We start from the raw sequence: 18,414 nt of genomic DNA, 5'->3' as shown, positions 1-18,414 counted from the left end.
AGAAATACGCGAAACGGGGTGGCTCTATCTCTAAACTTAATTACGCAACAAAGCCCAATAATTTCGCCAAAAACACCCAACTTGGTTTTTTTTTTTTGGGTGGGCGGAACGGTGGCTGTCAGGATTTACTGACAGCCATACAGTTGCACAAGAATACTAAGTTGCACACAAAAGCTATAGTTGTACAAAAAAGCTATCGTGGCGCAGAAAAGTTACATCGGTAGATTTAAAAACTCATTTTGGTAAAGCTTATTGGCCAAGCTATCGCGAAGTTTAGTTGGAAGGAATTTCATGCGATTGATTTGTCTTACCAACTCTTGTGCAAAGCTAGGTGTTTGTTTCATGTTCATCACACAACCCATAAGATTGATACTCTGCGCATCAAGCAGCTTTTTCGCTTGTTCTAGGTGGTGACTAGAGGTTTCACCATAGGCGACAACCATCAATGTGCTGTCACAGGCACTCGCAACAGACTGTGCGGGGATATTCCCTTTGTTAATATTGAGAAGCGGTGAGGTATCAATGATGACTCGATCGTATTTCTCTAACCATTTGTTCACCACTTTTTGTAATGTAGTCGGATCTTTATAAGCCAATTGCGTTGATGCGATTTGTGGAGCAGGGACACCGATAAACGTACGATGAGACTCGACATGTTCAATTAACTGTCCCTGTTGATTGTCTTCCAACATGTTCAAATCTTTAAAAGCAGGATTGTATAAGTTGAGGTCAACATAAAGCGTAGAATGACCAGCAAGGAGAAAACGTTCTGCTAATGCAGTTGCAACAGAGGTTACCCCGTCACCTGAGTGACAAGCAGTCACACAAATCGATTTCTGTCCGTTAAGTTCAGAAGCTAGATACAGTTGTTCTACTTCTGCTTGGATTGCTGAAATAGTCATTATAAAGCTCCTATTAAGACGATCATTGTTGTTAGACGTAATATGTCTTCTAGACCTACACGAGCTTTTTCCATAAAGCTCTCTCGTCGATCTGGGATGTAGATAGTGTCACCAGCGCGCAGTACTGGGAGGTTGTAAATGTTGGCTGTTTTGCTGAATTCAACAAGGTCGAAGGTACGAGCTTGACCTTGGCAACAAGGTCGAAGGTACGAGCTTGACCTTGGCAACAAGACATATTCACAATGGTAATTTTCTCTACGTAAGCGTTATCAGTAGGGCCCGCCGCCTCTGCCAATATATCTAGAATCGTCATGTTGTCGTTGAACACATAGCGACCTGGGTTGTTAATCGCACCAAGCACACGGACGGTTTCTTCTTTCGGTGTGTCTAACCAGTTTTTACCTTTCTCTGGAATGTAAATGGTGTCACCAGTGGTTACGTTTGGCAGCAAGGATTCGTCACCGGTTTCGAAGTACAGTGATAAATTGAGTTTGCTTACTTTAGAGTAGGTTTTATCACGATGCGTGACACGAACGTTGTGTATATCAGCATCCTTGGTAGGGCCGTCAGCCGCAGACAAAATGTCTAGAAAGTGCATGTCTTTGGTGAAGCGGTAACGACCCGGTGCATTCACTTGTCCAAAAATGTAGATCGAAGCATCAGAGCTTTGACGTACCCATTGAGATTTATTGTCTGACGGATCTTGTGGTAAGTCATGGACACGGACGATAGAGCCTGCACGAATTTGTGGCATCAGATCTCGTGGTGCACCATTTCTGATGAAATCATCAAGATTAAACACAACCAACTTTCTACCCGTTACGACTTCAATTTTTGAGGTGTCCGCTCGCAACGTAGGACCGCCGACGTGAGCCAATAATCCCATGAAGTTCATTTCATCTGACCATTCAATACGACCAGGTCGGTTGACTTCACCGATAACGTTAACCGCTCTGTCTGGTGCAATCTTTAACCATGACTTCTCGTTCATGTCGGTTTTCTCAGGAACAAAGATCGCGTCACCGGCTTTAATATTCGGTGGGTTAGAGTTAGGCAAGCCTTCAGTGTAAGCCGCTAAATCGAATTTAAGTACTCGACCATCCGCTTTAATTACGCGTATTTGACGCGACTCTGCAAATCGAGTCGGACCGCCAGCATTGGCAAGGATATCCATGAAGGTCGCGTCTCTCTTTCCTTCAAAAGCGCCAGGGGCAGCGACTTCACCCATAACGTAAACCATGTTTGCGCCGGGTTTGATCTCTTCCTCTTGCTTCGGCACAAAAATGGTTGCACCTGGGCGTAAGATTGGAAGTAGGCTTTCGTCACCAGAATCCAAATAACGCTTAAGGTTGAACAACGTAGGCGTATTATTTGAAATTACTCGGATTTGTTCAACACTGGCATAGCGAGTTACCCCGCCTGAACGCATCAATACGTCGACAAGGTCGGTGTTCTCTTTGTAAGTGAACGAACCCGGCGCGTTTACCTCACCAAACACTTTAATCGAATTGCGAGAGTCAGCACTGTCACCAGAGTTAGCGAGCTTTGCTGCGTCAAACTCTTGCTCGATGTTACCGACTAGTGGGGAAGCTGGAACGAATAATGAATCCAGTGATTGCAGAGTAGGTAGTGTTGATTCATCACCTGAATCAAGGAATCGTTTGTAATTAAACTCTTTCTTGTCCGCACCTCGCTTAAGTATCAATTTGTCCAGTTGTGCACCGGGGCGTAATCCACCTGCTGCGTAGAGTGCCATTTGGATACTTGAGCCTAACGCCAGTGTGTATTCACCGGGTTGTTCTACATAACCTTGCACGTAGATGATAATTTGCTGCTCTTTTACATATACCGAAGCGTTTGAAAGATCTTTATAAGCGGTAGCCAGTGACTCTAAAACGACTTTGTTAAGTTGCTCGCTGTTATAACCCGCAACAAATACGGCACCCACTTCAGGAAGGGTAATTCGGCCGCGTTTATCCACTTGAAACCCTTTGTTCAACGTACTTTCACCGGGTACGTTGACTTGAATAAGGTCACCGACTTGAACCGCGTCTGAAAACTCTTCGTTAGCATTTACGACACTCGTAAAGCTTAACGATAGGGTGATGATAAAAGCGATCAATGATTTCATAATCCACCTCCCATTTTCTCGGCATTTTTAGGGGAGATAACTTCAATACTCACTCTGCGGTTAGTTAAACGCGTACCGTCTGATTCGCCTTCAAAAAGAGGAACCGTTTCACCAACAGATACCGCTTTGATTCTCTGAACACCTAAGCCAAAAATCGTTAGGTAGCGTTCGACTTGTTTAGCACGTCCAAGTGCCAAGTCATCGTTATATTCTTCAGTACCCGTGGCATCAGCATGGCCGGTAACAACAAGGTCTAGAGATTTATGTTCTTTCAGTAGCGTCGTTGCCTCGGCAAGTCGTCCCATGTATTTGGGATTGACTTCAGTAGAGTTTTCCGCGAATTGGTTGTCAACATTAAGCAGGTCGTACAACTGTTCGATAACCGACAATTGCATTCTAAATTGGTTTTCATTTTTTGGTGGTTCACACCGTGCTTGTGACGTCACATAGTCCAGTTGGACTTCAAGTTCGTTTAAACGTTTTCTTTGAATGACTAGGTCGTTTGCCGCATCTAGAAGCAGGCCACCTTGTAGTTCGCGAGCGATACGATTTTGCTTCTCTATCGCTTGCACAACAGCAGCGGGGAAGCACCAACGGGCGCTTTCTTGAATCAAGGCATCAAGATGTAATTTAGCCAGTTGCCAATCAAAACGTAATCCGTGTTCAGGACCAAGAGGCTCGTCTGGCATGACAGGAGAAAAGTCGGAATTTTGGTAATTAATAGAGTCATAACTTTCAGCCAAGCCGCCAGTGCCTTGTTCAGGGTAGCTAGTACAGCCACCTAGAACTAAAGCAGACAGAGAAAGGGCTATGTAGCTTTTCAGTATTTTCATGCCAACATCCTATGTTTTTACTTTTTATTATTATGTTTTGTTACTTCTAGCTTAGTGGATCTTCATGAATTTGTGGGATTTTTTGAATTTACTGGGATAGCGTGGCCAATACGTAACAAGTTCATAATTTCAAGAGGTTGACCAGTCACATTTTCAAGTCGCATGTTGCGTTCGCGTTCAGTTAGGCGTTTGAACATGTAAACAATTGCGCCAACACCAGATGAATCTAAAAACTCAACTTGGCTGAAATCAACTTCGATTTCAGGGTGGCCATCATTTGAGATTACATCGTCAATATCGGTTTGAGCATCACGGCTACCTGCTGCATCTAAATCACCGAAGATAGAAAGAGTCAGTGTCGTTGTATTTAAATCAATCTTACGTAGTTCCATAGCGATATCTCCTTTTGAGTATGTATGGACAATTGCACTGAATGTGCCAACTTTTATATTTATATTTTTCAACAACTTAAATCGACTGTTAATCTCTATCTCATATTGAGAAAGTTGGTTTCTCAATATGAGAACTAAAAACGGCGGAACATATGAGAGCCATAAGTCATTAATTTTATGAATGAAAGTAAAGGTTAGATAAGGTTGATGAGTTGATCGCATCTTCTAGCAAAGATTGTCTAACTGTGTGTTAGAGCGCTTAGGATTAAAGGCATTTGTTGACCACTACAGATATTAATACGGAGCAAATGATGAGATTAACTAAATTGGCGATAGCCACTCTATGGGCGTGTTCGCTTGCATCTCATTCATCCTATTTACCGCCTGATCATCTGGTGCTTGCAAACACATACCAGCAAGGCATTGATGTGTCTGAATACTGGAAGAGTGAAAAACTCGATGGGATTAGAGCGCTGTGGGACGGGCAGCATCTTTATACACGCAAAGGGAATCGCATATACTCACCGAAGTGGTTTACAAAAAACTTGCCGAAGGTACACCTTGAAGGAGAGCTTTGGGCAGGAAGAGGCAAGTTCCACTTAGTCCAATCCACCGTCCTCGATCACACACCTAGTGATGCTGCGTGGCGCCAAATAGACTTGATGCTGTTTGATATGCCAGGAGCTACTGGCGATTATCAAAAGCGCTATTACAACATATTGCATTGGGTGAGTGTGATTGGAGAAACTCATGTCAGCTACATCGAACATCTACCGATTCAAAATGAAAAAGCTCTGTTTTATCAATTAGACAATGTCGATGAACGCAATGGCGAAGGTTTGATGCTCAGAAAGATCACCAGTCGTTATCAAGCAGGTCGAAGCAATGACCTGTTAAAACTAAAAAGGCATCACGATGCCGAAGCCACAGTTATTGGCTACAAAGGCGGGACAGGGAAGTATAAAGGGATGATGGGTTCGATTTTGGTTCACACGGAAGAAGGGGTTGAGTTTTATATTGGAAGCGGGTTCAGTGATCAAATGAGACTTGCGCCACCTGAGATCGGCAGCCGTATTACCTTTCGCTACAACGGCTTTACTCAAAATGGAAAACCCAAGTTTGCGCGCTTCGTTAGAGAGAAAAGTGAATATTAAGGCACATACTGCCGACGGATGCGAAATATCGCCCTGTAGACAGTCTCCGTACAAAAATATCTACACATAAAACAGTATTAATTGATTAAACGAAAAAGAGCCCTGAATATCAGAGCTCTTTTTCGTATTCGATATCAGGGATACCGGTTGAGTGAGTTAGAACTCAGCGAGAGCTAAATTCTAACTGCACATCGTCGTCTTGTTTGTGCATCCAGTGCAGACGCATACCTAGCATAATAGCTGCTGACGTTAGACCGACAATGAACCCAACCCAGAAACCGTGCGCGCCCATAGGCTCAACAATCCAATCTTTCATTCCTAAAATGTAGCCAATAGGAAGACCAAGCAACCAGTAAGCAACGAAAGTAATGTTGAAGATCGAACGCATGTCTTTGTATCCACGCAAAGCCCCTGCAGCGATAACTTGGATTGCGTCAGTACATTGATAAACTGCAGCGAACAATAGTAATTGCATTGCAACAGTAATTACCGCCGTATTCTCTGTGTACAGTAACGAAACTTGCTCTCTGAATAGTACCGTCAATGTAGCTGTCATTAAGGCTGTGACTAAACCAACAATGATTCCTACGTGTGTCGCGATTTTCGCTCCTTCAGTGTTGTTTTCACCCAACTTATGACCAACACGAATACTCACAGCGGCACCGATACTCATTGGTATCATAAATATCAGTGACGAGAAGTTAATTGCAACCTGGTGTGCGGCGACAACCAAAGACCCAAGAGGGGCAACCAACAGAGAAACAACAGCGAATAGCGTCACCTCAAAGAAGATAGCAGCGGCAACTGGAAAGCCTAGTTTAAACAAACGAATTTGTGCTTTGAGCTGAGGCTTGTGGAACGTACCGAAGATATTGATTTTAGCCAAACGCTTTGATGTTAAAACGTAAGCGAACAGCAGAGCAAACATCACCCAATATACGATAGCCGTTGCAACGCCACAGCCAACACCACCCAGAGCGGGAGCGCCAAGCTTTCCGTATACGAACATCCAGTTAAGCGGGATGTTTAATAGCAAGCCAATAAAACCAATCACCATTGCAGGCTTAGTTAAAGACATACCATCTGTAAAGCTTCTCAAAGTTTGGAACAACAAAAATGCAGGAACCGCAAACATCACCGCATTCATATAACCGATGGTTTTTTCTGCCATGAGTTGTTCTATGTCCATCCACTCCAATATCAGTTGTGTCTGAAAAAGTACGCCAATGATTGGAAGGGAGATGACAAGCGCTAAAAACGCACCTTGTTGAATCTCAAATGGAATTTTTACTTGTCTACCAGAACCATGAAGTTGTGCAACGACAGGAACCAACGCCATCAACAGACCCACACCAAATAAGATTGATGGTAGCCAGATACTTGCTGCAATCGAAACCGCCGCCATATCGATAGCACTTACACCACCGGCCATTACGGTATCGACAAAACCCATTCCAGTTTGTGCAACAGATGCGATCAATACTGGGGTCGCAAGTTTGATTAGATTCGAGGATTCTTCTTTGTAACGATGCACAAACAACTCCAAATAAGAGGGAAAATTAGAATAATAGTGTAGGAAAGGACATTCTGAAGGAATCAGAGGCAATGATCTTAAGCTTCCACTGGACGAATCATAAAGAAATGTCACAATAACTGCTATGAAAAACTGTTACTAAAATGCTAAATAGGAATCTTATGTTTACAGGTATCGTTCAAGGCATGGCAACACTGGTTGCTATAAATAAAAAAGAGTTGTTTCAGACTCATACCATTGAGCTAAGCGACGAAATGGTTGAGGGATTAGCGATTGGTGCCTCAGTAGCTCATAACGGTTGTTGCTTAACGGTAACGGAAATTTCGGGCAATCAGATTGCTTTTGATTTAATGCAAGCCACATTGCGATTGACGAACTTAGGCCAACTGAATGTTGGTGATAAAGTGAATGTTGAGCGAGCAGCAAAATTTGGTGATGAAATTGGCGGGCATAGTATGTCTGGCCACATTACGTTGATGGCGAACTTAGTGGATGTGATCAAGACTGAAAACAACCGCACGCTTTGGTTTGAGTTGCCACAGGAATCAATGAAGTATGTATTGAGCAAGGGTTATATTGGCGTTGATGGTTGTTCATTGACGATAGGTGAAGTGGAAGAGAACCGTTTCTCTGTACACTTGATTCCTGAAACGCTAAATCGCACTTTGTTTGGCAGCCGCGAAGTAGGCGACCAAGTAAATATTGAGTTTGACCCTCAAACACAAGCGATTGTTGATACTGTTGAGCGCGTGCTAGCAAACCAGAAGTCGTAGTAGCGGTTCATCAATAACACGCGCCCCAAAAGTGTTGACTAAGTAAAAATCGAAGATGTTAAAAAAGAGCACATTAAGTGCTCTTTTTCTATTTTTGTGTTTTTCTGGGCTAGCTTCAAAATCGAGGTGTAGCTTTAAATCGAGGTGTAGAGCCAACTCGACAAGAGAGAAAGTGTGTTAGAAAACTTGTTCGTCGTCTGCATCAATTGAAAGGTGGATTCTGTCTCTCAATTCATCAACCTGCATGTCCAGATGAATAGCATTGCAACATGCAGGGCAATCGTCATAAAAATCTTGGCTCCCATTAGAAGCATCCAGCGTTATGCTAATTGCATGACCACAATGGGGGCAAGAAACATGTTTCTCTGTGTATTTATGCATGGCGAATTATCCTCACTGTAACTTGCACTAATCGTAGTAGCTTGTATGGGGCGTAACAAATAGCGATATCGAACGTTGCACTTATATCGATTGCAGTAGCTAGCTGTGATTGGTGTTAAACGGCCTGTATCTTCTGAATACACGCCTCAGTTTGTGCTAAATACTCGCCGCCAAATTGATTGCAGTGGTTGAGAAGATGGTACAAATTATAAATGTCTTTCCGATCAGTATAGCCAACGTCGAGTGGATTGACGCTCTGGTAACCTTCATAAAACTCTTTTGAAAACCCTTCAAACAGTTCAGTTAGCGCTAAATCACATTCATGATCGCCCCAATAACAAGCGGGATCGTAACAGATTGGCCCAAAGGCTGAGTTAGCAACATTACCGTTCCAAAGGTCGCCATGAAGCAAAGAAGGGCGAGGGTTGTGGCCTGCAAGACGCATATTCACGACATCAACAATATCATCGATATCGCCGAATTCGATGCCTTTTTCTTTTAACAATTGCAGTTGGAAGCCAATGCGTTGCTCAGAGAAAAAACGTCCCCATTTCTTATGCCAAGGGTTGGGTTGAAGGGTGCTACCAATATAATTGTCTTGGTCACAACCAAACTCTTTCTGTTCACCCCATTGATGCAATTGAGCAAGTTGAACGCCAAAGTCATAGCTATTATTGCTTGTTTCAAGCGGCTTGGTCGGCAAGTAATTAAGGATAATGAACGAGCATTCTTTGGTTTTACCAATCAGTACCAATTCAGGAACATAAACGGTAGAAGTCTCTCTTAACAAGCGTAAGTTCTCAGCTTCAATTTCAAACTTAGGTAAAAATTCTCGCTGGTTCACTTTTACAAAGTAACGTTCGTTACCATCGCTAATCATATAGCAATCGTTAATGTCGCCACCAGAAACCTTGGTACGTTCAGTTATCTGGAAGTTAAATAGAAGAGTATCTGAAAGTTGTTGAGAAATGGCCTGCCACATAGGAAATCCTCAAAGACTGAAGGTTAGAAATACTGTTTGTTTAATAGCAATAGTTTAGGATAAATCTGAGCAATTTATAGACGCACTCGTCAATGTTCTTGGCTCTTCTTCAACTAATGTAGAATCAATTGGCTGATTTGTGAACTCGAACTGATTCAAGCCCTTTGAAATCAAAACAGAAATTGAGAATGATATAAGGAAATAGTTTGGAACTAATCTCACGGCATGATGATTTTCATACAATAGAATCGCAGAAATAGGTTGAGATTATTTTTCACTATATTTTAGGTGTGTTTGGTGAAGTTAGGGTGTTTTGATTGAAATTTAAGCTTAAATGCTAACTCGGATCACTTTAATACAGTTTTTAGTAATAAAGAGATGACAAACAGACTCATATACATAGTATTAGGCAGGTACATATTAATCTGCTCTTGAGCTTAAACGGAGATTTATTGTGGTTGTAGAAACCGATGGCTATTTGGCTTTGATCGAACACTTATCATTTAACCTAGATGTCTTTACTAATAGTAATGGCGATACAGGTAATGAAAGTGTCGAAGACATCATCACTGACATGATATCAACAAATATCATGGCTATTTTCGAGCAAAACCCTGAGTTACATTCAAGCGTTCGTTTTCAACTATTGAAAGAAGCGGATTCAGTGGTGGCTGATTTAGGTGAAGTGTTAGCTGGTGTATGGTCAAAAAAAGCGACTAACGAACAAATTGTATTCTTAGATGAATACATCGCATTAGTGAAGAATCTGTTTGATACTGCGGTCGCTCAATACGACTAATTAGCTTCTAGTACATTTACTAGGCTAAACAGCGATAGGCGTTTAAATAGTACCTTCAAAGCAACTGTGTTATCAGTTAATCTTTTAATCACTATAAACGCCTAAAATGCCAAAACTTAGAGGCCCAATAAGGGTTATCCAATCTCGATATAATGACACCTTTCGATGTCGAAGCATGTAGGAATTGATTGTTTCCTAAATATACACCGACGTGTCGTACCGTCATCGATGTTTTGAAAAACACCAAGTCACCACTTATTGCCTGTCCATACGCTATTTCCTTTCCCTTTTTAACTTGATCTTTTGTGGTTCTCGGTAAGGCTTGCTGGGTCGCAGTTTGCACTGCGATTTGAACGAAAGCAGAGCAATCTACGCCTCTAAATGAAGTCCCACCGAAATGATATGGCACACCTTTCCACTGTTCATACACACTCATATACGCATTGGTCGTTGATTGCTCTAACTTTGACAGAGGCTTGTGTGCGGTTTGACTAAGCTGAGAAGGGGATGGCGTCGAGCTACAAGCAGCCAATGTTGCTAAAGTTATTGTAACAACAGCCATTTTTCTGAATTTCATATGTAAGTCTTCTGACAAAAAACTGAAATATAAACGTCATCAAGGACTTCTAGTATACGAACTAACTTAAGGATATCTTTTTTCGTAGTCAAACTGGATTTCACATGCCCGACACAAATTTATCAATAAAACCTTCACGTTATTCATTCTCGCTCATTCAAACCGTCACCGCTGTATTTATTTCCATTCTTTTGCTCGTCATCTTTTTATCTTTGGTCAGTCTCCGAGGCGTCGATCGGGTCGGGGGCCATTTTGAAGCACTTTCGGAACAAGCATTACCTCTTGCATTAAACAACGCCGAATTAACACAAAGCGTGTTGGAGCAGGTAAAACTTCTTACTTATAGCACCCAATCAACCGACCTAAATACGCTTAGCACAACAGGCAACTCGATCGACGTGTTAGTTGCCGAAAGTAACCAAACGCTAGAAGAACTCCTCTTCATATCCCAGTCTTTTCCTGACGCGATTTCCGTTGAACAAAAACAAGACTTAACCGAGAACATGGCGACCTTACAATTGATGACTAGCCAAGTGTTGTCGTCACAAATCGAAATTCAGAATAAGCAAAACCTCATCGATGGCCAAGTCACTGAGTTTCGCTATGGTGTGAGTTCCATCGGACCTGAAATGAACCGTATCAGTTCTTTCCTTGTTCAGAACAACCCAGAGGCTTCCGATGCGGCTAACCGATTCACAGCGAGTGCTTCTGCAATGGCGAACACCTTCCTAATGTTGATGATGCAATCAGACTTAGAAAAAGCGCAAGACGAATACAGAGAGCTTCGAAATCGAATTGCAGGCATTAACCTCGCGTATGATGACTTTTCTGAATGGCATCCAGACATCGTAGAGTTCGCAAGCTTAACAGCGCCTTATGAGATGGTTAAATCTGGCTTTGCAGATAACGGTGTATTAAGACAAATCCTGCAAAAGCTAGAACTTGTTGAGCAACAAGAAGCCGACTTAGCAAAAGTCATCCATCTGGCCAACACCGTGATAGGGACCTTAAATCAACTATCGAACACCGCTTCCATTTTTATTTATGAAAGCGAGTTTGTGGTCAATCAGACAATTGCGACGATAGACAAAGTACTATTTATTAGCGGATTAGTGATAACGGCCATCATTTCTATTTCATGGTTCGTATTGCGTCACTGGGTGAACAAAGGACTCAGGAACATTACTCAACAAATGAGCTTACTCGCGGAACACGATTTTTCAAAACAGAGTCAATTAGTTGGCCCATTGGAATTGCAAGTTATCGCATCAAAACTTAATTCTGTTGTCGACTCAACCGCTGATTCGGTTCGTTTGGTAACGCGCAACTGTGAGACGCTTTATCAAACGGCTGAAGTAAGCCATGACGCTGCAGAGCAAACCAATTCGAGCTTGAACGAGCAGAACGAATCACTTCAGAATATGATCACCACCATTACTGAACTAGAAGCATCGATTGGTGAGATAGCTCGTATCTCTAATGCATCGAACGACGATGCACAAATAGCAGAAGATGAGTCAGTGAATGGCAGCCAAGTTGTTGGACTTAACCAGCAGCGACTGCATGCACTAGAACACTCGTTAAGCATGAATGAAGAATCGATGGCCGACTTAGACGGGCGTGTTAAACAGATTCGCGAAATGGTCGACATGATCAGCGGCATTGCTGACAACACTAACTTACTCGCATTAAATGCAGCAATAGAAGCAGCTCGAGCAGGAGATCAAGGCCGAGGCTTTGCAGTGGTCGCCGATGAAGTAAGAAAACTAGCCAGCGGCACATCCCAGCAAACCACTAATATTCGAAATATGATGAATGAATTGGTAGCAGCAGCTGATCGCTCACGGGCTTCTGTAACAGAGTCGAGAAACGAAATGGCGAATGCACTTGAAACCAGTGGAGATGTGAAACAAGCGTTTGAAAAAATCGAGGTGGCGGTTAGCCAGATTAAAGGACGTGTTGAACAAATCATGGTGGCGACTGAGCAACAGGCACGCGCAACGGTGGATGTGACACATTCGATCACTCGTGTTTCTGAACAAGGCGAGAATACTAAGTTACAGCTTGAATCCATGATTGAGAGTTCAGAGCAAGTCGGAGAGATAGCTGGGCACCAACAAGCCATGCTTCATAAGTACGTACTGAAATAAACAAGCGTCCTCAAATAAACGAGCTTGCTGAGTTAAGCCTGACAGCATAATAGTTGAAGCACTAGCTACGCTTAAATTCCTATTGATACAGAAACGCCCTTAAGTTTTCACAAGAATCTAAGGGCGTTTTGCTTTGGTATTAAGCTTGGTTTGTTATGGAGACGAGTTTGTTATAGAAACAGGTTTGTTATTAAGATAGGTTTGGTCTCAACATAAACTGAGACTCAACTGAATTCGAACCTAGTCTTTCGTTGTCGGGAATCGTGCAAATGGCTGACGTAGCATTAAGTCTAACCGTTGCTCTTTACCATCTTGAATCTCTGGAACGCCAATCTGAACGTTATCATGGCCAAGCTTAGGTTGAGCGCGATAGGTTTTGAACCAAATGTCCCACACCGATAAGAAAAAACCAAAGTTTGAGTGCGTTTCCTTAGCAATGACCGAGTGATGAACGCGGTGCATGTCTGGTGTCACAATCACTTTTCTCAATCGCTTATCAATCCACAGTGGCAGACGCGCATTGCTGTGGTTAAACATCGCACTGGCGTTAAGAACAATTTCAAAGATGACAATAGCGATGACAGGTACACCAAGCGCGATCACTAAACTCACTTTAATCAGCATTGAAATAATCATCTCAATTGGATGAAAACGAGTTCCGGTTGTGACATCAATATCTAGATCCGCATGATGAACTCGGTGTAACTTCCATAGCCATGAAACACGGTGAAACACCAAGTGCTGCAGGTAAATAGCGCAATCTAACAGTAAAACACAGATGAGAATGGTGAGTTCTTTAGGAAGTGACAGGGTATTGAATAGACCCCATTGGCTTTCTTGTGCGATAACCGCCGCTTGAAATGCTGCGATTGGAATTAGAGTGGCTAATAGAAAGCTGTTCAAAGCAACCAACGCAAAGTTATTACCCCAACGAAACCATTTGCTTTGAGTCAGTGTTTTCCGAGGAAAGCGGTACTCCCAAAGCGCACACAATCCAAAAACGACGATAAAGCAAACAAGGCGAAGCAGGGATGGGTCTTGCATGGGAATTCCTTCTATCATTCTAGGGTCACTGTAAGTACAATCGTGCCACTTTTCTAGATTTATCGTTATTGTCCATGAGAATCCACGCTTTTCACCGTTTATATCAACATCGTTTATCCATTGCTACTAAGCCGTTTAATGCGCGCGGGTGTAAAGTAGTGCGATGTGAATTCTGTAAAATAAAACAAGACAGCTGTATCTGTGAACATCAACCAGACGTAAATACGAACGTTGCGACCATGTTGATCTTGTCAGATAACGAAATATTGAAACCAAGTAATACAGGTCGATTGATTATCGATACAGTAAAAGACAGTTACGCTTACTTATGGCATCGCACAGAGCCGAATCAGGAAATGTTGGATGTCTTAAAAGATGACAACTATCAACCTGTCGTAGTGTTCCCCGAAGACTATACAGATGACAAATCGCGCGTGGTTCAAAACCTGCCACAAATGCGTGACCCAAACAAAACACTATTGCTGATCTTTATTGATGGTAGCTGGCGCGAGGCACGTCGAATTTTTCGTCGCTCAGAATATCTGCAAGATTTACCTGTGTTATCGATTGAGCCTGAATCGGTTTCTCAATACATGATGCGCAAGTCAGACAATGAACAACATCTTTCGACAGCAGAAGTGGCGAGCTTGGTTTTGAAACAGGCTGGTGAAGAGCAGGGTGCCAAGACTTTACAGCTATGGTTTGAGACATTTCGGGAAAGTTATATGTTAAGTAAGACACGTTATAAGTCGGATCCAACCAAACCGAGCCTGAATGCTTTCATAGAGCATACTAAAAGTGAGAAGTCACTCTAACCTTTAACCGCTTTGTGCTGACTTGTTGTTCAAACAAACTCAAACACGGGATAAGTTTGTCATCTATCACGGTTTGTAGGGGGAGTGTTATGGATAATGCTCTTTAGTTGTTTATTTAGAAAAAATTATTTGCCCTAATTTAGGGAAAAATTGGAGAGATTTCATGTATTACGGCTTCGATGTTGGCGGCACAAAGATTGAGTTTGGTGCGTTCAATGAAAAACTTGAGCGAGTAGCGACAGAACGCGTACCAACGCCCACTGAAGATTATCAACTGCTACTTGATACAATTGCCGGTTTGGTAAAGAAGTACGACAACGAATTTTCTTGCGAAGGCAAAATTGGTCTTGGTCTTCCTGGAATGGAAGATGCTGACGACGGCACAATGCTGGTTGTTAACGTACCAGCTTCAACGGGGAAACCACTACGCAAAGACCTAGAAGCGCTTATTGGTCGTAGTGTGAAAATTGAAAATGATGCAAACTGTTTTGCGCTTTCAGAAGCGTGGGATGATGAACTTAAAGACGAACCATCAGTAGCAGGCCTAATTCTAGGTACTGGCTTCGGTGGCGGTTTAGTTTATGAAGGTAAAGTGTTCTCTGGTCGTAATCACGTTGCTGGTGAATTAGGTCACATGCGCCTTCCTCTAGATGCATGGTTCCACCTTGGCGACAACGCACCTCTACTGGGTTGTGGTTGTGGCAAGAAAGGTTGTTTAGACAGTTACTTATCGGGTCGCGGCTTCGAACTGATTTACGAGCACTACTTCGGTGAGAAGAAGAAAGCGATCGAGATCATTCAAGCATACAACGAAGGCGAATCAAAAGCCGCTGAGCACGTAGATCGCTTTATGGAGCTATTGGCTATCTGTTTTGCAAACCTGTTTACGGGTCTTGACCCACACGTTGTTGCACTGGGTGGCGGACTTTCAAACTTCGAACTTATCTACGAAGAGATGCCAAAGCGTATCCCTAAATACCTACTGTCTGTAGCGAAGTGTCCGAAAATCATCAAAGCGAAACACGGTGATTCAGGCGGTGTTCGTGGCGCTGCATTCCTTAACATTAAGTAATCGTTACTTACCGTTAAGCTAGCTAAGGTTAGATAGTTAAAAAGAACAAATAAAAATGCCGCAATCTCGAAAGAGGTTGCGGCATTTTTTATTGTTCAGTGTTTTCGTTTCTTCAGCTCTTAGCTCTAATTACAAACGAAAAGCTAGAAGCTACATATCAAGAAAAAGAGCCAGAGGGCTTACTTCTTCTTTTTACCAACACCAAGGTTGTCTTTTTGCTTCAATGTAAGCTTAGTAAAACCAAGCTTACGGAAATAGTTGTCTTGGTAGTTACGAACCGCTTTAGTATCAGAAATGAACTCAAGCTGCTGCTCAGTTTTTAGATACTCAGTGATGTCGATACCTTCAGCTGCTGCAACAGCTTCTTGGATCGTGCGGTGTTCTTGTTTCGAAAACAATAACTCTTTGTCTTCATCTTTATAAGTGTACAGAATGGTACGAGCCATGGTGCTCTCCAATATAATTATTACTTTGCGCGCACTCTACATAAAAACAGTACGCCACTCAAGTTAATGATAGGAAATTACCACTTATTAGCCTCATGAATGGAATGTGTAATAAGCATTTTGTGGTATACTATTCGTTATTTTTTAATCTGGCTGACTTAAACGGAACTTATGAGCAATACGCTTTACCCAAAGATCATGGGAATTATAACGCGAATCCAGAACTACCCTGGAATCAAAGGATTAAAAGAAGTCGAAGACAGAATAACGAGTCTATGCGAAGCTAATAATCAACCGATCCCGGATTCAATCGCGCTTTTCCTTAAAGGTTTCACAAGCTATCGCCACGATAACCTTTCTGACGCTGCTGAGCATTATAAAGCCTGCCTAAACGTCATTGCTCCTGAAGAAATTCAACTATATGTATTTGTCATCGGGTTACTTGCGTCTACCCATAACATTCGTGGTGATTATCAATCAGCGTATGCTTGTTACTCAGAGACACTAGAAAACTTACACCTAGTTGATGACAATTTTAAGTCACTTATATTCTGTAATCTAAGTGACTTGCACTTAAGCTTAGAAAAATACGAACAAGCGAAGCAATATGCTCGTAAAGCCATTATTTCATCTCAAAATGCGAATCGCCTGTTAGATTGTGCTGTCAGCCATTTAAACCTAGCCTATAGCTGTGCACATACAAATGAGTTTGAGCAAGCGGTTAGCGCCATTATGGAAGCGAAAAGAATAGGCACCTCGCTTTCTAGTCACAGGACGATAGCTCTTTGTCATAGTTACCTAGGGCAAACCATGCTCTTGTGGGGAGGCTTCGATGATAGTGATGTATTAGATGCATTTTATCAGGCAGAAGAGCACTTCAAAAAATCGAGAGATGAGCATAATCGAAAAGAAAATTTGGTTTACTGGTTTCAATTCTTAGAAGGCATTGGAGAGCGAGAACAAGCAAAAGTAGGGTGCGCTTTTCTCGAACAGAATTTTGATCTAAAGAGTAGTTACCGTTCTTATGCTATCTATGCCCAAACTAAGGCGAAGCTCTTTCGAGATGAAGAGGATTGGTCTGGTTTAGCGGCACTTCAAACTCAGCATGTGGATCTTTTAGAAAAACACATGAGAAGTTATGAGCGCGAACAGAACGAACGTATTCTAGAAGGGGTAGGTACCATTCAGAGTAAGAAGAAAAATGACGTTCTGACTCAAATGCAAAAATATATGGGTGCGCTCACTGATATTGGTCAATTCATAGCAACCGCTGCAGATTTAGAAAGCGTACTGCCTGAGATACTCCATAAGATAAATATGATTCTACCAACATCTGAGTTTGGGATTGCTATGTATGACGATAAATCAGACATACTCGACTACCGCTATTTTGTTGATACTCAAGGATTAATACCGAACCTAAAAGTAGTTTGCCAAGAGAACCAAACCATTGGTACGTATGTGATTCGCAAGCGAGCTACCGTTCATTTTAATAGCGCGACAGATGCGGCTCTAGAACCCTATATCGGTAAAACCACACAAGACGATAATTTCGTTACGTTTCGTGGCGAGCTTGATACTAACTCAATGATTCTAACGCCAATCATTCTTAATGAAAAATTAATCGGCTTTCTGTCAGTTCAGCATCATCTACCAAACCAATATCAGGAACACCACTGTCAGCTTATAGAACATTTAGCTAGCTTTATTGCCGTGTCGCTAGAAAATCAAAAGCAACGACAGCGTTTAGAAAGTGCGAATCAAACACTCGAAATCTTGAGTACTACTGACCCACTAACAGGTCTAGCTAATAGATATCAATTAGATAACATCACGCCAGTCTTAATACATAACGCTTACTACCAAAAACAATCTCTAGCGGTCCTTATGATCGATGTTGACGAGTATAAAGCTTATAACGATTTTCATGGGCATTTAGAGGGCGACGAAGCGCTTCGTATTATCAGTCGCTTACTTAAAAAAACATTCACAACCAAGAATGACTACCTTTTCAGATATGGCGGTGATGAGTTCATGGCGATTTGCTTCGGACAGAGTAGTAGTGATATTGAAAATAAGGTTGTCACTCTGCGAAAGATGTTAAATGAAGTCAAATTAGCAAACCCTAAAGCTCTCTATGCGGAACAATTAACACTCTCTATTGGTGGGGTTAACGTCGACTTAGCCAGTGACAATGTGGATCGAAACTTTAAAATGATTTGTGATATTGCAGACAAACAGCTCTATCAAATCAAAGAAAATGGCCGTAACAACTATAATTTGGTCGATTGCAGATTACTTAAAGTCGAGCTTGTTTAGTTCAACTCTGTATACAACCCCCCATAAAAAGAAAGCCCCTGATATCCAATATCAGGGACTTCATCTATTTAGAGTATGTATTACTCTGAATTCGCTAGCTTAAAGCTAAC

General features: G+C 42.1%; 16 protein-coding genes and 2 pseudogenes. 8 read left to right on the top strand and 10 right to left on the bottom strand.

Features of this window, described 5'->3' with window-relative positions:
• Nucleotides 1-224 (top strand): annotated as a pseudogene (locus tag AB6C75_RS07230) (hypothetical protein); the annotation flags it as partial.
• On the opposite strand, the gene AB6C75_RS07225 reads toward AB6C75_RS07230, so the two are convergent.
• The 4 genes and pseudogenes from AB6C75_RS07225 to AB6C75_RS07210 all read right to left on the bottom strand — a co-directional run bounded on the left by AB6C75_RS07225 (nucleotide 213) and on the right by AB6C75_RS07210 (nucleotide 4,258).
• On the bottom strand, nucleotides 213-902 hold the full coding sequence (locus tag AB6C75_RS07225; RefSeq protein ID WP_372107478.1) for a chromosome partitioning protein ParA: 690 nt from the start codon (nucleotides 900-902) through the stop codon (nucleotides 213-215). The pseudogene AB6C75_RS07230 and the gene AB6C75_RS07225 sit on opposite strands and share 12 nt — an antisense overlap.
• Nucleotides 902-3,033 (bottom strand): annotated as a pseudogene (locus AB6C75_RS07220) (SLBB domain-containing protein). The gene AB6C75_RS07225 and the pseudogene AB6C75_RS07220 overlap by 1 nt, the downstream one beginning before the upstream one ends.
• The gene (locus AB6C75_RS07215) at nucleotides 3,030-3,866 is read right to left on the bottom strand and encodes an OmpA family protein (RefSeq protein ID WP_372107477.1); all 837 of its coding nucleotides are present in this window, start codon (nucleotides 3,864-3,866) and stop codon (nucleotides 3,030-3,032) included. Before AB6C75_RS07215 ends, AB6C75_RS07220 begins: the two are co-directional and overlap by 4 nt.
• A 62-nt stretch (nucleotides 3,867-3,928) precedes the next feature.
• On the bottom strand, nucleotides 3,929-4,258 hold the full coding sequence (locus AB6C75_RS07210) for an STAS domain-containing protein (RefSeq protein ID WP_004733793.1): 330 nt from the start codon (nucleotides 4,256-4,258) through the stop codon (nucleotides 3,929-3,931).
• 275 nt (nucleotides 4,259-4,533) lie between these two features.
• Here AB6C75_RS07210 and AB6C75_RS07205 point away from each other — a divergent pair, with 275 nt between their 5' ends.
• Nucleotides 4,534-5,412 (top strand): DNA ligase, encoded by an 879-nt coding sequence (locus AB6C75_RS07205; RefSeq protein WP_372107476.1) that lies wholly within the window; start codon nucleotides 4,534-4,536, stop codon nucleotides 5,410-5,412.
• A gap of 163 nt (nucleotides 5,413-5,575) precedes the next feature.
• Here AB6C75_RS07205 and AB6C75_RS07200 read toward each other — a convergent pair whose 3' ends face one another.
• Nucleotides 5,576-6,946, bottom strand: a complete 1,371-nt coding sequence (locus AB6C75_RS07200; protein ID WP_012603959.1) for an MATE family efflux transporter — start codon at nucleotides 6,944-6,946, stop codon at nucleotides 5,576-5,578.
• Nucleotides 6,947-7,107: 161 nt separating this feature from the next.
• Here AB6C75_RS07200 and AB6C75_RS07195 point away from each other — a divergent pair, with 161 nt between their 5' ends.
• Entirely contained in the window at nucleotides 7,108-7,719 is a 612-nt protein-coding gene (locus tag AB6C75_RS07195) for a riboflavin synthase subunit alpha (RefSeq protein WP_372107475.1), read from the top strand.
• A gap of 177 nt (nucleotides 7,720-7,896) precedes the next feature.
• On the opposite strand, the gene AB6C75_RS07190 is transcribed toward AB6C75_RS07195, so the two are convergent.
• Entirely contained in the window at nucleotides 7,897-8,100 is a 204-nt protein-coding gene (locus AB6C75_RS07190) for a CPXCG motif-containing cysteine-rich protein (protein ID WP_012603956.1), read from the bottom strand.
• 115 nt (nucleotides 8,101-8,215) lie between these two features.
• Nucleotides 8,216-9,082 (bottom strand): fructosamine kinase family protein, encoded by an 867-nt coding sequence (locus AB6C75_RS07185; protein ID WP_012603955.1) that lies wholly within the window; start codon nucleotides 9,080-9,082, stop codon nucleotides 8,216-8,218.
• Nucleotides 9,083-9,536: 454 nt separating this feature from the next.
• Here AB6C75_RS07185 and AB6C75_RS07180 point away from each other — a divergent pair, with 454 nt between their 5' ends.
• Nucleotides 9,537-9,881, top strand: a complete 345-nt coding sequence (locus tag AB6C75_RS07180; RefSeq protein ID WP_009846752.1) for a DUF3802 family protein — start codon at nucleotides 9,537-9,539, stop codon at nucleotides 9,879-9,881.
• Between the two features lie 91 nt (nucleotides 9,882-9,972).
• Here the strand turns inward: AB6C75_RS07180 and AB6C75_RS07175 are convergent, their stop codons facing one another.
• Nucleotides 9,973-10,458, bottom strand: coding sequence for a C40 family peptidase (locus AB6C75_RS07175; RefSeq protein WP_017097841.1), 486 nt, complete (start codon nucleotides 10,456-10,458; stop codon nucleotides 9,973-9,975).
• Nucleotides 10,459-10,562: 104 nt separating this feature from the next.
• Here AB6C75_RS07175 and AB6C75_RS07170 point away from each other — a divergent pair, with 104 nt between their 5' ends.
• Complete coding sequence (locus tag AB6C75_RS07170) at nucleotides 10,563-12,608, top strand: methyl-accepting chemotaxis protein (protein ID WP_372107474.1); 2,046 nt, start codon at nucleotides 10,563-10,565, stop codon at nucleotides 12,606-12,608.
• Between the two features lie 240 nt (nucleotides 12,609-12,848).
• Here the strand turns inward: AB6C75_RS07170 and AB6C75_RS07165 are convergent, their stop codons facing one another.
• Nucleotides 12,849-13,652, bottom strand: coding sequence for a sterol desaturase family protein (locus tag AB6C75_RS07165; RefSeq protein WP_372107473.1), 804 nt, complete (start codon nucleotides 13,650-13,652; stop codon nucleotides 12,849-12,851).
• Between the two features lie 68 nt (nucleotides 13,653-13,720).
• On the opposite strand from AB6C75_RS07165, the gene AB6C75_RS07160 reads away from it, so the two are divergent.
• Both AB6C75_RS07160 and nagK read left to right on the top strand, forming a co-directional pair.
• Nucleotides 13,721-14,467: a tRNA-uridine aminocarboxypropyltransferase gene (locus tag AB6C75_RS07160; RefSeq protein ID WP_372107472.1), complete on the top strand. Its 747-nt coding sequence runs from the start codon at nucleotides 13,721-13,723 to the stop codon at nucleotides 14,465-14,467.
• Nucleotides 14,468-14,630: 163 nt separating this feature from the next.
• A complete protein-coding gene (gene nagK, locus AB6C75_RS07155) occupies nucleotides 14,631-15,539 on the top strand; it encodes an N-acetylglucosamine kinase (protein WP_012603950.1) in 909 nt (302 codons plus the stop codon).
• Between the two features lie 179 nt (nucleotides 15,540-15,718).
• Here the strand turns inward: nagK and AB6C75_RS07150 are convergent, their stop codons facing one another.
• Nucleotides 15,719-15,985, bottom strand: a complete 267-nt coding sequence (locus AB6C75_RS07150; protein WP_004733780.1) for a DUF2960 family protein — start codon at nucleotides 15,983-15,985, stop codon at nucleotides 15,719-15,721.
• Nucleotides 15,986-16,156: 171 nt separating this feature from the next.
• On the opposite strand from AB6C75_RS07150, the gene AB6C75_RS07145 reads away from it, so the two are divergent.
• Nucleotides 16,157-18,304, top strand: coding sequence for a diguanylate cyclase (locus tag AB6C75_RS07145; protein ID WP_372107471.1), 2,148 nt, complete (start codon nucleotides 16,157-16,159; stop codon nucleotides 18,302-18,304).
• Nucleotides 18,305-18,414: the final 110 nt, after the last annotated feature.

This window comes from Vibrio sp. 10N.237.312.B06, assembly GCF_041464685.1.
Lineage (GTDB): Bacteria > Pseudomonadota > Gammaproteobacteria > Enterobacterales > Vibrionaceae > Vibrio > Vibrio tasmaniensis_A.
Note: the sequence above shows the minus strand (reverse complement) of the source record. Positions and strands in the feature narration are given on the sequence as shown.

Excerpts from the sequence above, each read along its gene's own strand:
- AB6C75_RS07225 (WP_372107478.1), bottom strand. The coding sequence starts at position 902 with ATGACTATTTCAGCAATCCAAGCAGAAGTAGAACAACTGTATCTAGCT.
- AB6C75_RS07215 (WP_372107477.1), bottom strand. The coding sequence starts at position 3,866 with ATGAAAATACTGAAAAGCTACATAGCCCTTTCTCTGTCTGCTTTAGTT.
- AB6C75_RS07210 (WP_004733793.1), bottom strand. The coding sequence starts at position 4,258 with ATGGAACTACGTAAGATTGATTTAAATACAACGACACTGACTCTTTCT.
- AB6C75_RS07195 (WP_372107475.1), top strand. The coding sequence starts at position 7,108 with ATGTTTACAGGTATCGTTCAAGGCATGGCAACACTGGTTGCTATAAAT.
- AB6C75_RS07190 (WP_012603956.1), bottom strand. The coding sequence starts at position 8,100 with ATGCATAAATACACAGAGAAACATGTTTCTTGCCCCCATTGTGGTCAT.
- AB6C75_RS07185 (WP_012603955.1), bottom strand. The coding sequence starts at position 9,082 with ATGTGGCAGGCCATTTCTCAACAACTTTCAGATACTCTTCTATTTAAC.
- AB6C75_RS07175 (WP_017097841.1), bottom strand. The coding sequence starts at position 10,458 with ATGAAATTCAGAAAAATGGCTGTTGTTACAATAACTTTAGCAACATTG.
- AB6C75_RS07170 (WP_372107474.1), top strand. The coding sequence starts at position 10,563 with ATGCCCGACACAAATTTATCAATAAAACCTTCACGTTATTCATTCTCG.
- AB6C75_RS07165 (WP_372107473.1), bottom strand. The coding sequence starts at position 13,652 with ATGCAAGACCCATCCCTGCTTCGCCTTGTTTGCTTTATCGTCGTTTTT.
- nagK (WP_012603950.1), top strand. The coding sequence starts at position 14,631 with ATGTATTACGGCTTCGATGTTGGCGGCACAAAGATTGAGTTTGGTGCG.
- AB6C75_RS07150 (WP_004733780.1), bottom strand. The coding sequence starts at position 15,985 with ATGGCTCGTACCATTCTGTACACTTATAAAGATGAAGACAAAGAGTTA.
- AB6C75_RS07145 (WP_372107471.1), top strand. The coding sequence starts at position 16,157 with ATGAGCAATACGCTTTACCCAAAGATCATGGGAATTATAACGCGAATC.